This is a genomic window from Mesorhizobium sp. M0016 (assembly GCF_040324035.1).
Lineage (GTDB): Bacteria > Pseudomonadota > Alphaproteobacteria > Rhizobiales > Rhizobiaceae > Mesorhizobium.
This window is the reverse complement of the sequence record NZ_JAMYVM010000027.1, coordinates 14,399-29,982: the sequence shown is the minus strand read 5'-3', so window position 1 is coordinate 29,982 and position 15,584 is coordinate 14,399. Positions and strand designations below refer to the sequence as shown.

General features: G+C 64.4%; 13 protein-coding genes. 10 read left to right on the top strand and 3 right to left on the bottom strand.

The annotated features are described in order from the left end of the window. Positions 1 to 101: 101 nt before the first annotated feature. The 5 genes from NKJ88_RS27920 (at position 102) to NKJ88_RS27900 (ending at position 4,669) form a co-directional block, all read left to right on the top strand. Positions 102 to 545 (top strand): RT0821/Lpp0805 family surface protein, encoded by a 444-nt coding sequence (locus NKJ88_RS27920; protein WP_023670177.1) that lies wholly within the window; start codon positions 102 to 104, stop codon positions 543 to 545. Positions 546 to 630: 85 nt separating this feature from the next. Continuing rightward, entirely contained in the window at positions 631 to 1,770 is a 1,140-nt protein-coding gene (ccmI, locus tag NKJ88_RS27915) for a c-type cytochrome biogenesis protein CcmI (RefSeq protein ID WP_352446348.1), read from the top strand. 3 nt (positions 1,771 to 1,773) lie between these two features. After that, on the top strand, positions 1,774 to 2,217 hold the full coding sequence (ccmE, locus tag NKJ88_RS27910) for a cytochrome c maturation protein CcmE (protein ID WP_023670179.1): 444 nt from the start codon (positions 1,774 to 1,776) through the stop codon (positions 2,215 to 2,217). After that, a complete protein-coding gene (locus tag NKJ88_RS27905; RefSeq protein WP_023684529.1) occupies positions 2,217 to 4,208 on the top strand; it encodes a heme lyase CcmF/NrfE family subunit in 1,992 nt (663 codons plus the stop codon). Before ccmE ends, NKJ88_RS27905 begins: the two co-directional genes overlap by 1 nt. Further along, positions 4,205 to 4,669, top strand: coding sequence for a cytochrome c-type biogenesis protein (locus NKJ88_RS27900; RefSeq protein WP_023670181.1), 465 nt, complete (start codon positions 4,205 to 4,207; stop codon positions 4,667 to 4,669). Before NKJ88_RS27905 ends, NKJ88_RS27900 begins: the two co-directional genes overlap by 4 nt. On the opposite strand, the gene NKJ88_RS27895 is transcribed toward NKJ88_RS27900, so the two are convergent. Beyond that, positions 4,666 to 4,974, bottom strand: a complete 309-nt coding sequence (locus NKJ88_RS27895) for a type II toxin-antitoxin system RelE/ParE family toxin (RefSeq protein ID WP_023670182.1) — start codon at positions 4,972 to 4,974, stop codon at positions 4,666 to 4,668. The genes NKJ88_RS27900 and NKJ88_RS27895 overlap by 4 nt on opposite strands. Next, positions 4,971 to 5,240, bottom strand: a complete 270-nt coding sequence (locus tag NKJ88_RS27890; protein ID WP_023684527.1) for a CopG family ribbon-helix-helix protein — start codon at positions 5,238 to 5,240, stop codon at positions 4,971 to 4,973. Before NKJ88_RS27890 ends, NKJ88_RS27895 begins: the two co-directional genes overlap by 4 nt. Positions 5,241 to 5,431: 191 nt before the next feature. Here NKJ88_RS27890 and NKJ88_RS27885 point away from each other — a divergent pair, with 191 nt between their 5' ends. The 5 genes from NKJ88_RS27885 (at position 5,432) to NKJ88_RS27865 (ending at position 13,001) form a co-directional block, all read left to right on the top strand. Beyond that, positions 5,432 to 6,985: a Do family serine endopeptidase gene (locus NKJ88_RS27885; protein WP_023702184.1), complete on the top strand. Its 1,554-nt coding sequence runs from the start codon at positions 5,432 to 5,434 to the stop codon at positions 6,983 to 6,985. Positions 6,986 to 7,239: 254 nt separating this feature from the next. Beyond that, the gene (locus NKJ88_RS27880; protein WP_023670185.1) at positions 7,240 to 7,914 is read left to right on the top strand and encodes a response regulator transcription factor; all 675 of its coding nucleotides are present in this window, start codon (positions 7,240 to 7,242) and stop codon (positions 7,912 to 7,914) included. A 107-nt stretch (positions 7,915 to 8,021) separates the two neighbouring features. Next, positions 8,022 to 9,497: a sensor histidine kinase gene (locus tag NKJ88_RS27875; protein WP_023709807.1), complete on the top strand. Its 1,476-nt coding sequence runs from the start codon at positions 8,022 to 8,024 to the stop codon at positions 9,495 to 9,497. Beyond that, positions 9,497 to 12,463, top strand: a complete 2,967-nt coding sequence (locus NKJ88_RS27870) for a bifunctional [glutamine synthetase] adenylyltransferase/[glutamine synthetase]-adenylyl-L-tyrosine phosphorylase (RefSeq protein ID WP_352446347.1) — start codon at positions 9,497 to 9,499, stop codon at positions 12,461 to 12,463. The genes NKJ88_RS27875 and NKJ88_RS27870 overlap by 1 nt, the downstream gene beginning before the upstream one ends. Positions 12,464 to 12,527: 64 nt before the next feature. Then, positions 12,528 to 13,001: an EF-hand domain-containing protein gene (locus NKJ88_RS27865; RefSeq protein WP_352446346.1), complete on the top strand. Its 474-nt coding sequence runs from the start codon at positions 12,528 to 12,530 to the stop codon at positions 12,999 to 13,001. 103 nt (positions 13,002 to 13,104) lie between these two features. Here the strand turns inward: NKJ88_RS27865 and NKJ88_RS27860 are convergent, their stop codons facing one another. Further along, the gene (locus NKJ88_RS27860) at positions 13,105 to 15,426 is read right to left on the bottom strand and encodes a PAS domain-containing sensor histidine kinase (RefSeq protein WP_023684522.1); all 2,322 of its coding nucleotides are present in this window, start codon (positions 15,424 to 15,426) and stop codon (positions 13,105 to 13,107) included. Positions 15,427 to 15,584: the final 158 nt, after the last annotated feature.

The following is a 15,584-nucleotide window of genomic DNA, read 5'->3' as shown; positions in this document are numbered from 1 at the left end:
AAAAACGGCCAAATTTCCGACAAATGTCAATAGTATGACGTCCTGACGCCCCCGATGACGCGGCCCCCAGCGCATCCCGTTCAAGAAAACCGGTTGTTGCCATGAAGATTCGCGTTGCGCTCGTTTCCGCACTGCTCGCTCTTTCCGGCTGCGGAACGCTGGGCAAGGGCAGTGGCCCGGATATCTCCATCACCAATCCGCCCGCGTCACCTCCCTCGGGTGCCAAGGTCGCGACGACGATCATCTCGGCCATGGCTGGCGGGCTCGTCGGCGGGTCGATCGGCAGCGGCCTGACCAGCACCGAGAAGCGCAAGGCGCTCGAGGCGGAGTACAAGGCGCTCGAATATACCGCGAGCGGCCAGAAGGTGACCTGGAAGGGCGACAGTTCGGCCCATTCCGGCGAAGTCGTCGCGGCCCAGCCCTACCGCGTCGGCTCGCAGGATTGCCGCCAGTACACCCATACAGTGTTTACCGGCACGGGCGGCCAGACCGCGCGGGGCACCGCATGCCGCAACGCCGACGGCAGCTGGACGCCGCTGACCTGAACATTGGGCCGGGGTCGGAATCCCGTCAAAGCGTCGCAGCGACCTCATGTTGTGAGAGCAGGGCTCTCGCTCTATTGGAAGAACCATGCTGTTCTGGGTCATAGCCGCACTCCTCACGCTGGGCGCAAGCCTGGCGGTGCTGCTGCCGCTGACCGGCGGCGGCACGGACGCTCCGACCAGCAGCGACCATGACCTCGAAGTCTATCGCGATCAATTGGCCGAGCTCGAGCGTGACGCCGCGCGCGGCCTGATCCAGCCGGCGGAAGCCGAGGAGGCGCGCGCCGAAATCGCCCGCCGCGTCCTTCGGCTGGGAAATGCCGGCCAGGCCGATGCCGCGACGCTTCAGCAGCCGTCAAAGGCGGCCAGGCTGGTGGCGACATCAGCGGTGCTGATGGTCCCGCTGCTCAGCTGGGGCATGTACAGCCAGCTCGGCTCGCCCGATCTGCCGTCGCAGCCGCTTGCCGAACGGCTGGCCAAGAATCCGGCCGATAGTTCGGTCGATGAGTTGGTGGCGCGCGCCGAGGCCCATCTTGCCGCCAACCCTGGCGATGGACGCGGCTGGGACGTGCTCGCCCCGATCTATCTGCGCCTGCAGCGCTTTCCCGATGCCGTGACCGCCTATCGCAATGCCATCCGCCTCGATGGCGACACGGCTGCCCGCGAGGCCGGTCTCGGCGAAGCGATTGCCAATGCGGCCGGCGGCATCGTTTCGGCCGATGCGCAATCCGCTTTCGAACAGGCGCTAAAACTCGACCCGGCAAACGCGAAAGCCTCGTTCTATTTGGCGATGGCGCTGGCCCAGGAAGGCCGCATACCCGAGGCAACCACGGCTTGGCAGAAAATGCTCGATTCCCTGCCGCAGGATTCGCCATGGCGCGGAGCTGTCCAACAGGCACTGGCCGAGGCCGCCAACCGCAGCGTCGCGTCAGGAGAGCCCGCCAAAGGCCCCGACGCCGCAGCCGTCGATGCCGCCTCGTCGATGGCGCCGCAGGACAGGCAGGCCATGATCGAAACCATGGTCGCCGGCCTCGACGAAAAATTGCGGCAAAATCCGCGCGACACGGAAGGATGGATGCGGCTCATTCGTTCCTATGTTGTGCTGGGCAAGGCCGACCAGGCGCGGGACGCGCTGCATCGCGGTATTGCCGTGTTTGGCGCCGACAGTGAGGAAGCGAAGAAATTCACCGCCTTTGCCGCCTCGCTCGGCCTGACGGCGACGGAGTAGGACATGACGCGCAAGCAGAAGCGATTGTCGGTGATTGTCGGAGGTCTTGCCTTCCTCGGCGCCGCCACCGGGCTGACCTTCTATGCGTTGGGCCAGAAGGCCTCCTATTTCTATATGCCCGCCGATCTGACCACCGCCAGCTTGCAGCCGGGACAGCGCATCAGGCTCGGCGGCCTCGTCGAAAAGGGCACGGTCGTGCGCGGGCAGGGCGCGACGGTTGCGTTCTCGGTCACCGACACGCACAAATCGGTCAAGGTCAGCTATACCGGCATCCTGCCCGATCTGTTCCGCGAGGAGCAGGGCGTCATCACCGAAGGCAGCTTTGGCGCCGACGGCGTTTTCGTCGCCGACAGCGTGCTGGCCAAGCATGACGAGCGCTACATGCCCAAGGAAGTCGCTGACGGGCTGAAGGCCAAGGGCGTGTGGCAAGAGAGCAAGAGCCAGTAATGGTTGAGACCGGACACTTCGCGCTCGTCCTCGCCTTTGTGCTGTCGCTGGTGCAGACGCTGGTGCCGCTGATCGGCGCCCGTACCGGCAACCAGAGGCTGATGGCTGTCGGCGGTCCCGTCACGGTCACAGGCTTCGCGCTCACGGCGCTATCGTTCGCAGCACTCGCCGGCGCCTATGCAAGTTCCGATTTCTCGGTGGCGAGCGTGTGGGAAAACTCGCATTCGCTGCAGCCGCTGATCTACAAGATCACCGGAACCTGGGGCAATCACGAAGGCTCGATGCTGCTCTGGGTGCTGATCCTGACCTTCTTCGGTGCGCTGGTCGCTGTCTTCGGCTCCAACCTTCCGGCGACGCTGCGCGCCAATGTGCTGGCCGTGCAGGGGGCGATCGGCGCCACCTTCTTCCTGTTCATCCTGGCGACATCCAATCCGTTCACCCGGCTCAATCCGGCGCCGATCGAGGGCCGCGATCTCAACCCGGTCCTGCAGGATCTTGGCCTCGCCATCCATCCGCCGCTGCTCTATCTCGGCTATGTCGGGTTCTCTATCTGCTTTTCCTTCTCGGTCGCCGCCCTCATCGAAGGCCGCATCGATGCCTCCTGGGCGCGCTGGGTGCGGCCGTGGACGCTGGTCGCCTGGATGTTCCTCACCGGCGGCATCGCGATGGGCTCCTACTGGGCCTACTACGAGCTCGGCTGGGGCGGCTTCTGGTTCTGGGATCCGGTCGAAAACGCCTCCTTTATGCCGTGGCTGGCCGGCACGGCTCTTCTGCATTCGGCGATCGTCATGGAGAAGCGTTCGGCGCTCAAGATCTGGACGCTGCTGCTTGCCATCCTCACCTTCTCGCTGTCGCTGCTCGGCACCTTCCTGGTGCGCTCCGGCGTGCTGACCTCGGTGCATGCTTTCGCCACCGATCCGACCCGCGGCATCTTCATCCTGTGCATTTTGACGCTGTTCATCGGCGGCTCGCTGGCCCTGTTTGCGCTGCGCGCCTCGCGGCTGACGGCCGGCGGCCTGTTCCACCCGATCTCGCGCGAAGGCGCACTCGTCCTCAACAATCTGTTCCTGACCACGGCCACGGCCACCGTGCTGGTCGGCACGCTCTATCCGCTGGCGGTCGAAGCGCTTTCGGCCGGCAAGATCTCAGTCGGCGCCCCCTTCTTCAACCTGACATTCGGCCCGCTGATGGTGCCGCTGCTGGTCGTGGTTCCTTTCGGACCATTGCTCGCCTGGAAGCGCGGTGACCTCTATGCCGTCGCCCAGCGCTTGATGGCGGCTTTCGGCGCCGCTCTCCTGGCGATGCTGGTCACCGGGCTGTTCATCGACGGCGCGTCGGTGTTCGCCGCCCTTGGTGTCGGCCTCGCCTGCTGGCTGGTCTGCGGCGCGCTCACCGACCTCGCCGTCAAGTCCGGCTTTGGCAATGTGTCGCACGCCATCATGCTGCGCCGTTTCGCCGGCCTGCCGCGTTCGGTGTTCGGCACTGCACTTGCCCATCTCGGCCTCGGGCTGACGACGCTCGGCATTGTCGGCACGCTGTGCTTCGGCACCGAAAGGATACTGTCGATGCATGCCGGCGAGAGCGTCGAACTCTCCGGCCACACGCTGCGTTTCGACGGCCTCTTCCCGGCGCAGGGTCCGAACTACAGCGAGCAGCGCGGCCGCTTTTCCCTGATCGGCGCCGATGGCGGCGTTTCAGCCGAAATCACCTCGGCCAAGCGCTTCTTTCCGGTGCGGCAGACGACGACGACCGAATCCGGCATCGAGACGATCGGCTTCAACCAGCTCTATCTGTCGCTGGGCGATGAAGGCACCGATGGATCCGTCGTGGTGCGCCTGTGGTGGAAGCCGCTGGTGACGCTGATCTGGGGCGGAGCTCTGGTGATGATGGCGGGAGCCGCAATGTCGCTGCTCGACCGTCGCCTGCGGGTTGGCGCACCCTCGCGCCGCCGCAAGCAGGCAGCCTCCATGCCGTCGGCAGGCGCGCCGTGAGCACCAGGTTCTCGTTGGCCTCGCTCACCCTGCTTCTGGCGCTGCTGTTTGCCGGCGCCGCGCAAGCGGTGAAACCGGACGAGGTTCTCACCGATCCGGCGCTCGAGGCGAGGGCGCGGCTCCTGTCGGAAGGCCTGCGCTGCATGGTCTGCCAGAACCAGTCCATCGACGAATCCGATGCAGACCTCGCCCGCGACCTGCGCATCCTGGTGCGCCAGCGCCTGGTTGCCGGCGATACCGACCAGCAGGTGATGGACTATATCGTGTCGCGCTACGGCGAGTTCGTGCTGTTGAAGCCGCGCTTCAGCCCGCGCAACGCCTTGCTTTGGGGCACGCCGGTGCTTCTGCTTCTAGTCGGCGGCATTTTCATTGTGCTGACCACACGCTCCCGCCGCTCGTTGGCAACCAAGGCGCTGAGCGCCGAGGAACAGGCGGCGCTGGACAAGATGCTGAGCGACTAGCTCGGCCATTCCTCCAAAGGCCAGTCCCGCGACGTGTGGATGGCGCGCAGGATAACAATGCTCTGACGGCCGGCGATCAGGCGCAATTCATAGGCAATGATGTAGGGCAGGCGGCCGATGGGCTTCTCATAAGTGCCTGTTACCCGGCCAGGTCGGCCCGTCGCCATATCACCAAGGCCCCGGCCCATTTCACGGATACGGTCCGCGAGGCGTCGGGCGGCGGCAGGATTGTCCTGAGCGATAAAGGCAACTTGCTGCGTGAGATCGTCCAGCGCTTCTCGCGACCAGGTGACGAACCGCTTCACGCCTTGCCTGCGCGCCTGGCTTTCGCTGCTTCGATCACCGCGTCGAGCTCCGCCATGGCGTCGTCGTGGGGCACGACACGGCCAGCCTCTGCGTCGGCCATGCCACGTTTTATGCCTTCGATGATATCCAGCTCGCGATCGACATAGGCTGAGACCGCCTCGGCGGCGAGGAACGATTTACTACGCCTGGTATCGGTAGCGATCTGCTCCAGCTTCAGCTTGGTCTCGGACGAGACTCGAATGGTCATGGTGGTGCTTGCTGTCATTGTGAAAGCCTTGTGCTGAGTTGTGTACACCATAGGGCAGCAGGCGAGCGCAACCAAGCGATTTGTGCGACCGCCCAACATTACAAAACTTTCATGCACCGGAAATGGCGCCGTAATGTGCGCCTCTCTATTTCTCTTGTCCGAGGATGCTCTGCCTGAGCCGCATCCAGTGAAAAGAGGATACGAGACCCATGACTATCGCCCCCAACCCATATTCCCGCACCCGCAAACGCCTGTTGGCCGCCGCCGCTTCGCTGGCCATTGCCGGCGGCATCGGTTTCGGCGCCGTTGCCACTGGTACAGCTCCCGTTCTGGCCGACGCCGTGCGGGTCGAAGCGCCCCAGGTGCCGGGCTTTGCCGATGTCGTCGAGCGCGTTTCGCCGGCCGTGGTCAGCGTCAAGGTCAAGGCCAAGATCGAGCCTGCCGCCGATGACGGCTCCGACCAGTCCGACGATCCGGACGGCATGAACAACCTGCCCGACAATCCGCAGCTGCGCCAGTTCTTCAAGCAATTCCGCGGCTTTGGTGATCAGAACGGCCATGACGGCGGCAATCGTCGCTTCAGCCACCGCGACCATAACAACGACCAGCCGCGTCCGGTGGCGCAGGGTTCTGGCTTCTTCATCTCCGATGACGGCTATCTCGTCACCAACAACCATGTCGTCGAGGAAGGCTCCGCCTTCACAGTGGTGATGAATGACGGCAAGGAGCTTGACGCCAAGCTGATCGGCACCGATCCGCGCACCGATCTGGCGGTGCTCAAGGTCGATGGCGTCGGCAAGTTCACCTATGTCGATTTCGCCGACGATTCCAAGGTTCGCGTCGGCGACTGGGTGGTGGCCGTCGGCAATCCGTTCGGCCTCGGCGGCACCGTCACCGCCGGCATCGTCTCGGCCCGTGGCCGTGATATCGGCGCCGGTCCCTATGATGACTTCATCCAGATAGACGCTTCGGTCAACCGCGGCAATTCGGGCGGCCCGACCTTCAACCTTAACGGCCAGGTCGTCGGCATCAACACCGCGATCTTCTCGCCGTCGGGCGGAAGCGTCGGCATCGCCTTCGACATTCCGGCCTCGACCGCCAAGCAGGTGGTGCAGGATCTGATGAAGAGCGGCTCGGTGCAGCGTGGCTGGCTCGGCGTCGAAATCCAGCCGGTTACATCGGACATCGCCGAATCGCTGGGCCTGAAGTCGCAGAACGGGGCTCTGGTTTCGGGCGCCCAGGACGGTGGCCCCGGCAAGAAGGCCGGCATCACCGCCGGTGACGTGATCACCCAGGTCGAAGGCAAGGACGTCGCATCGCCGAAGGAACTGGCTCGTCTGATCGGCGCCTACCCACCCGGCAAGTCGGTCGACGTCACGGTGTGGCGCGACGGCAAGAGCCAGACCATCAAGGTCGATCTCGGCACGTTGCCATCCACTGACAAGCAGGCCTCGGCCGACCCGCAGCAGCCCGCGGCACCGGCAAAGCCCGCCGCGCTGGCCGATCTCGGCCTCACCGTCACCAAGTCGGAAAACGGCAAGGGCCTGGTGGTGACCGATGTCGATCCCGACAGCGATGCCGCCGACCGCGGCATCCAGCCCGGCGATGTCATCACCTCGGTCAACTCGACGGAGGTGAACGGCACCGACGACGTCGCCAAGGCGATGGCCGATGCGGTCAAGTCCGGCCGCAAGGCGGTGCTGATGCAGATCACCCGCGACGATTCAAACCGCTTCGTCGCGCTGCCAGTCGCCAAAGGCTGACATCACACAGTTTCCAGTGCGGCGGTTTCAACACCCCCGAGCCGCCGCACGGGAAGCAAGGGGCCGATCGCGTTAGTCAGTCATCGTGTTCTGCCCCCGGCGGCAGCGGGCCCCCATCGCCCGCTGCCGCTCTAACAGCGAAGCATGTCGCCCAAAAGTGCACTGCGGTTTTGGCAAAACGACATGCTTGAACGAAAGCTTTTGCGCTCATGGCGGCCCCTCAATCTTCCGGCGAAATCGCGTATAACGGCTCTATGAAGATTCTCGTCATAGAAGACGATCGCGAGGCGGCCGACTATATGCAGAAGGCCTTTGCCGAGGCTGGGCACACCGCCCATGTCGCCGGCGACGGCGAAACCGGCTTTGCGCTGGCCGATGCCGGCGACTATGACGTGATGGTCGTCGATCGCATGATGCCACGCCGCGACGGGCTCTCCGTCATTGCCGGCCTGCGCTCGCGCGGCAACACCACGCCGGTGCTGATCCTGTCGGCGCTGGGCGAAGTCGATGACCGCGTCACCGGTCTGCGCGCCGGCGGGGACGACTATCTGACCAAGCCCTATGCCTTTTCCGAATTGCTCGCCCGCGTCGAGGTGCTGAACCGCCGCGCCAGCGCCAGGGAGGCCGAAACCGTCTACCGGGTCGGCGATCTCGAGCTTGACCGGCTGTCCCATTCGGTCAAGCGCGCGGCGCGCGAGATCACGCTGCAGCCGCGCGAATTCCGCCTGCTCGAATATCTGATGCGCCATGCCGGCCAGGTGGTGACGCGCACCATGCTGCTCGAAAATGTCTGGGACTATCATTTCGATCCGCAGACCAACGTCATCGACGTTCACGTCTCGCGCCTGCGTGGCAAGATCGAGAAGGGTTTCGACAAGCCGATCCTGCATACGGTTCGCGGCGCCGGCTATATGCTGAAGAGCGGCTAGAGCATGATCCCAAAAAGTAGGTACCGGTTTTTGGAGAAGATCATGCTCCAACAAAGGGGTAGGTCATGATGAGATTTCAGCCAAATCTCATCATGAGCTAGAACTCGATGGCCCTTTCCCTGCCGGCCATCATGAGGACGACGGCGGCGCGGCTTTCAGCGCTTTATTTCCTGCTTTTCGCGCTATGTGCCGTGTTGCTGGTCTTCTACATGACGTCGTTGTCGGCCCGCATGCTGACCGGCCAGACCCAGCAGACCATCAATGACGAGGTGCTCGGCCTCGCCCGTGCCTATCAGAGCGGCGGCCTGCCGCGGCTGGTGCGCGTCGTCGAGCAGCGCTCGCGCCAGCCCGGCGCCAACCTCTATCTCATTGCCGACGTCAACGGCCAGATCCTCACCGGAAACGTGCAGAGCCTGGCGCCGGGGGTGCTCGAGACCGATGGCTGGACGACCGAACCCTTCTCCTATCGCCGTTTCGGCGAAGGTGAGCTCGAACGGCAGCGCAACCAGGCTTCTGACCCGAACGGCGCGCAGCCCGGCGAGACCGAAATTCAGTCCGAGGGCGAGAAGGGCCACAACGCCATCGCGCTGGTGCTGCGGCTGCCCAACCAGATGATCATGCTGGTCGGCCGCGATCTCGGCGAGCCCGAGCGCTTCCGCGCCGTCGTCCGCCGCGCCCTGATGCTGGCGCTGGGCATGATGGGCCTGGGCGGGCTGCTGATCTGGTTCCTTGTCGGCCGCGCCGCGCTGAAGCGCATCGACAGCGTCTCGGAGGCAAGCCGCCGCATCATGGGCGGCGATCTCACGGGACGGCTGCCGGTGACCGGCGCTGGCGATGAGTTCGACCGCCTGTCGGAAAACCTCAACACCATGCTGGCCAGGATAGCGACGCTCAACGAAGGGCTGAAGCAGGTCTCCGACAACATCGCCCATGATTTGAAGACGCCGCTGACCAGACTGCGCAACCGCGCTGAGGCGACACTTTCGGGCAAGCACAAGACCACCGACTACCGGCAGGCGCTGGAAGGCACCATGGCCGAATCCGACCAGCTGATAAAAACCTTCAACGCCATCCTGATGATCTCCAGGCTGGAGGCCGGCTATTCCTCGGAGAGCACCAGCAAGGTCGATCTCGCCGCCGCGGTGCATGACGTTGTCGAGCTTTATGAGCCGGTGGCGGAGGAGGCTGGCGTGGTGCTCGAAACTGCCGCGGACGGGAATTTTTCCGTCAATGGCAACCGCGAGCTGATCGGCCAGGCGCTGTCGAACATCGTCGACAACGCCATCAAATACTCGACCGATGCGACGGAAAAGCCTGCTGTGCGCGTAGCCCTGCAGCGCGTCGGTCACGAAATCCGCCTTTCTGTTGCCGACAACGGCCATGGCATCCCTGATGACGCCGACCGCGCCAGGGCGACCGAGCGCTTCGTGCGGCTGGAAAAGAGCCGCTCGCAGCCGGGATCCGGTCTTGGCCTCAGCCTCGCCAAGGCGATCATGACTTTTCACAATGGCCGGCTTGAACTTCTGCCTGCCAATCCCGGATTGTCCGTTATCATGAGCTTCCCGGCGCGGGAGGACCATTGATGGCGGTGAGGATGGCTGCGAAACGGATCGAGACCGAATGGCGCCTGCAACTGGCGGCGCAGCTCGCGCCGCTGGATGAGACCCGCGCCCGGCGTGAACTGTCGGAGATCGCTGGCGATGCCAAGGACGAGAACCTGCCGCGGCTGGCGAAATTCCTAGGGGGCAAGGGCGCGGCCCAGGAGTTTCTCGCTGCCGTCTTCGATCTCTCGCCTTTCCTCCGCGATGTCGCGCGCCGCCGGCCGCAAATCCTCGACGCGCTGTTCGATGGCAGTGTCGAGGCTCGGCTGCTCGCCATCGCCGAAACGATCGGCAAGGCCGCCTTTTCCGAGACCGTTTCCGAATCCAGCCTGATGATGGAACTCAGGCAGTGGAAGGGTGAAGCTCACTTCCTGATCGCACTTGCAGACCTCTCCGGCGAGGCCGATGCCGCGCTGACGGTAAGGCGCCTCAGCAATCTCGCCGATGCCTGCACCTGCGCGGCGGTCGACTTCCTGCTGCGCGAGGCGCACAGCCAAGGCAAGCTCAAATTGCCCGATCCCGAAAATCCGTCACGGCAATCCGGCTGGATCGTGCTCGGCATGGGCAAGCTTGGCGCGCATGAACTGAATTTCTCCTCCGACATCGACCTCGTCGTCTTCTTCGATCCGGATGCGCCGGCGATCGTCGATCCGCTCGACGCCACAGAGCTGTTTGCGCGCCTGACCCGCAGGCTGGTCCGCATCCTGCAGGACCGCACCGGGCACGGCTATGTCTTCCGCACCGATTTGAGGCTTCGTCCCGATCCAGGCTCGACGCCGCTGGCGATCCCGGTCGAGGCAGCACTTCGCTACTATGAGGCGCGCGGCCAGAACTGGGAGCGCGCCGCCATGATCAAGGCGCGTCCCGTGGCCGGCGATCTCGATGCCGGGGACGCGTTCCTGCGGGAATTGCAGCCCTATGTCTGGCGCAAATACATGGACTATGCGGCGATCGCCGACGTTCATTCGATCAAGCGCCAGATCCATGCCCACAAGGGTCATGGCGAGATCGCGGTCAAAGGACACAACGTCAAGCTCGGCCGCGGCGGCATTCGCGAAATCGAGTTCTTCGTCCAGACCCAGCAGCTGATCGCCGGCGGCCGTTTTCCGGAGCTGCGCGGCCGCGAGACGGTGCCGATGCTCGGTGCGCTGGCCGCGCGCAACTGGATCACCGCCGATGCACGCGACGCGCTCACGCAGCAATATTGGTTTCTGCGCCGCGTCGAACACACCATCCAGATGGTCGCCGACGAGCAGACGCATATTCTGCCCGACGATTATGAAGGGCTGGAACGCATCGCCCATATGCTGGGCTTTGCCGATGCCGCCAGATTTGCCGAAACCTTTCGCGCGGCTTTGCATGAGGTCGAGCGCCATTACGCCGCGCTGTTCGAGACCGCGCCTGAATTGTCGGCCGGCGTCGGCAATCTGGTCTTCACAGGCGATGTCGACGATCCCGACACGCTGCAGACCTTGCACGGCCTTGGCTTCCAGCGGCCAAGCGACATCTGCCGCGTGATTCGAGGCTGGCATTTCGGCCGCTACCGCGTCACCCAGTCTGCGGAAGCGCGCGAGCGGCTGACCGAACTGACGCCGGCGCTGCTCAAAGCCTTCGGCCAGACGCGCCGGGCCGACGAGGCGCTGGTTCGCTTCGACGAATTCCTCGCCGGCCTGCCCGCCGGCATCCAGCTGTTTTCGCTGCTGCAGTCGAATCCCGCCCTGCTGAAGCTTATGGCGACGATCATGGGCGCCGCGCCTCGGCTGGCGGCAATCATCACAAGGCGCCCGCATGTCTTCGACGGTCTGCTCGACCCGGCGCTGCTCGCCGAACTGCCCAACCGAGCCTATCTCTCAGCGCGGTTGGCCGCTTTCATCGAAGGCGACCGGGCTTATGAGGACGTGCTCGACCGTTTGCGCATCTTTGCCTCCGAGCAGAAATTCCTGATCGGTGTCAGGCTGCTCGCCGGCTCGATCGACCCGGCGCGCGCCGGCCGCGCCTTTTCCGATCTCGCCGACCTCACCATCGACGCCGCATTGCAGGCGGTGACCACCGAATTCGCGCTGCGTCATGGCCGCATCGCCGGCGGCACCGTGTCGCTGCTCGGCATGGGCAAACTCGGCAGCCGCGAGCTCACCGCCGGCTCCGATGTCGACCTCATTCTGCTCTACGACCACGACGCGAATGCCGACGAGTCCGACGGCGACAAGCCGCTCGCACCATCGCACTACTATACCAGGATGACGCAGCGGCTGATCGCGGCTGTCTCGGCGCCGACCGCCGAAGGCGTTCTCTACGAGCTCGACCTGCGCTTGCGGCCATCCGGCAACAAGGGGCCGGTGGCCACCCACATCGATGCCTTCAAGAAATACCAGCGCCAGGAGGCCTGGACCTGGGAGCACATGGCGCTGGCCCGGGGGCGCGCCATCGGCGGCGACGCGGCCCTTTGCGCCGAGGTCGAGGCCGAGGTGGCGGCACTTCTGGCCTTGCCGCGCGACGCCGCCAAGGTGAGGGCGGAGGCATCCGAGATGCGCGCGCTGATCGAGAAGGAAAAATCGCCGCGCGATCTCTGGGACATCAAGCTCATCTCCGGCGGCCTCATCGACCTCGAATTCATCGCGCAGGTGGCGGTTATAACCGGGCAGGTCGAAGGCGGCCGCAGGGTGACCGCGACCGGCGAAATCCTGGCGCATCTGTCGCCGGATTTCGCCGAGGCTGACGTCAGGCAGCAGCTTTGCGAAGCCTACCAACTCTATCTGGCACTGACCCAGATGACGCGGCTTTGCCTCACCGGCGCATTCGAACGCGATGACGTTCCGCCGGGATTGTCGGATCTGCTTCTGGCGGTGACTGACCTGCCGGATTTCGGTGTGCTGGAAGCACATCTCAAGGAAACGTCGCAAAAGGTCAGAAAGGATTTCGACCTTTTGCTTCGTACGAAACGGTCGTGAGGGCGTGAAGCGCTGGCGGCTGTTTCGGATCGCATCGGGGGTGACGATGCAACAGGAGATACCCATGAGAAAGACAACCGGACTTGCCCTTGCCTTCGTCGCGCTTGCCGGCGCCGTCGGCACCACCGCCTATGCCGAGAACAATGCCAGCGCCAGAATGCGCGAGGGCACCATGATGCGCCTCGACAAGGCGATGAAGGATTCCAACGGCACCATCAGCTTCGACCAGTTTTCCGACGCCATGAACGCGCGGCTGAAGAAGCTGGTCGCCGATAATGGCGGCAAGCTGACAGTCGCCCAGCTCGCTGACGCGCTGGAGAAGGCGCGGTTCGAGGAAATGGCCAAGCGCATCGTTGCCCGCTACGACAGCAAGGGCGACGGCACGCTGACCACGGACGACATCACCGGGCGCGAGAAAAAGGTGTTCGCGATGCTCGACCGCAACAATGACGGCAAGATCGAGCGCAACGAACTACCGAAGAACGGCCGCATGGGCCGCCACCACCAATGGGACGGCGGCGACGACAGCATGGAGTGAGTGGCGATATGTCTCCGGCGGCGAAAGCCGCCGGAGCCCTTACATGACCGCGGCTACTCAGTCCTTGAACGCGGCGGAGAGCACCGCTGGCATTGGCGGGCCGTCAGGCCGCCGCCTTCACCGCCGGCTGCGCCTTCTTCACCGGGATGCGCACCGACACGATGGTGCCGACGCCTTCGGTCGAGCGGATTTTCAGCGCTCCTCCTTGCAACTCGGCCAGCGAGCGCGAGATGGCAAGGCCGAGGCCGGAACCGGCGTGGTTCTTCGAAAACTGGTTCTGCACCTGTTCGAAGGGGCGGCCAAGCTTGCTCAGTGCCTCCTTCGGAATGCCGCAGCCATTGTCCTCGATGGTCAGCACCAGCGCGCCTGACGTGTTGCGGGCGCGCACCGAGATATGGCCGCCCTGGCCGGTGAACTTCACCGCATTCGACAGCAGATTGATGGCGATCTGCTTGATCGCCCGGCGGTCGGCGAACAGCGTCATCGTATCGGCGATGCGGGTTTCGACCGTGATCGATTTCTCCGCCGCCTGCAGCGAGATCACCCGCACCGTCTCGCGGATCAGCGGGCAGAGATCGATTTCCTCGCGGTCCACCGAGAATTGGCCGGCTTCGATCTTCGACATATCGAGTATGTCGTTGATGACGCCGAGCAGATATTTGCCGCTGCCGTTGATGTCGTTGGCATATTCCTCGTAGCGCGGCGAACCGAGCGGCCCGAACAGGCCTTGTTCCATCAGTTCGGAGAACCCGATGATGGCGTTGAGCGGCGTGCGCAGCTCGTGCGACATGTTGGCTAGGAATTCGGATTTGGCCCGATTGGCGGCCTCGGCGCGCTCGGTTTCCTTCATATATTCGCGGTTGAGCTCGACCAGTTCCTTGGCGCGCTCTTCCTCGGCCCGGCGGGCGAGGCTGAGGTCGTGGATGGTCGCCATCAGCCGGCGCTCGCTGTCGACCAGCTTTTCCTGGTGCAGCTTGATCTGGGTGATGTCGGAGCCGACGGAGACCGTGCCGCCGTCCCGGGTCCTCAGTTCGTTGACCTGCAGCCAGCGGCCGTCGGAGAGCTGCCGCTCGAAGGTTGCGCCCCCTTGCGGCCCGTTGGTGTTGGCCAGCCGCCGTTCAGAGGCGAAGGCCAGCATGCGCTCTTCAAGCACGGCGCGCGCAGCGCCCGGCATGACGTCGCGGTCCGACAGGCCGTTGTCCTTCTGGTATTTGGAATTGCACATGATCAGGCGCTGGGCGGCATCCCACAGCACGAAGGATTCGTTGATGTTTTCGATCGCGGTCCGCAGGCGCAGGTCGGCCGCCTCCGAGCGCAGCGCCAGATGCCGCTGCTCGGTGACGTCGACGGCAATGCCGATCAGCTGGATCTCAGGCGCTTCCGGGTCGATCACCTGGGCCCTGGCGCGCATCCACACCCACTGGCCGTCGGCGTGACGCATCCGGAACACCTGGTCGATATGGTCGATCTCGCGCTCGACGATTTTGTTGGCGAGCTCGAACAGGTCGCCGTCCTCGGGGTGGATGATGTCGTCGACCTCGCCGAACGACAGCATCGAGTTGCAGGGCTCGTAGCCCAGCATGTCGTACATCGAGCGCGACCAGTACATCTTGCCGCGCACCATGTCCCAGTCCCACAGGCCGCAGCGACCGCGAACCAGCGCCATGTCGATGCGCTGATGGGCTTCGAGATAGATGCGGTCGGCTGTCTGGGCGCGCGATGCCTGGCCGAAATAGGCGTAGAGGATGATGATCAGCACGCCGGCTGTCAGCACAAACAGCGTGACGTTGAGCGAGACGGTCTTGCGCCAGTTGTCGAACGCCGCTTCCTGCGGCACCAGCACGGCGGCGGCGTTCTTGCGGTCCCGGGTCAGGCTCACCGCCGCGTACCAGTCCTGGCCGCCGATGCTGACATCCATGACCCCGGCGCGGTCGCCGAACATGAACAGCGGCTGGCCGTCCAGCACCAGGCTGTCCAGCGATCGCCCTTGCCAGCCGGTCGACAGCGGCGACACGGCAATGATCTTGAAGGCGCTGTCGGTGATCACAAGCACATGGCTTCTGCCCATGGCGCCCTGGCGGCTCGTGCTTTCCAGAAGATCAATTGCACCGCTGGATGCCGCGGTCGGGTCGGCCGAGATTGCGTTCGCCATCTGGCCGGCGGCGAGACCTAGCACCGCCTTGCCGTCGCGCTCGGCCTCGTCGCGCTCGTTCATCAGCGACAGCACGCGCAGTGCGGCGATGACGATCAGGAAGATGATGATGAGAGCCGGTATCGAACGGCGCAGAAGGGGTTCGGCAGCCAGGAGCCGCCGGTAGGCTGGTTCAGCGATGAGCCGCGTATTGCCGGCGAGGCCGTCGCCTCGCGCCTTGCGCCGCTCAAAAGCCGTCCCTTCGGGCGCGCCCCACGCGTCCGCCTTGGCCATAAATGGCACTCCCCGAATTTCCGTACGCTTGACGATCCGGCAACACCGCACATCCGAATCGTCTGTAAAGAATCAAAGGTGATTCGCCTTGTCCAGAGGCGCGGCCGAAAAACATTAAAAATTGATTGAAATAACGCTGAAATCCCTCCCCTTGAGGG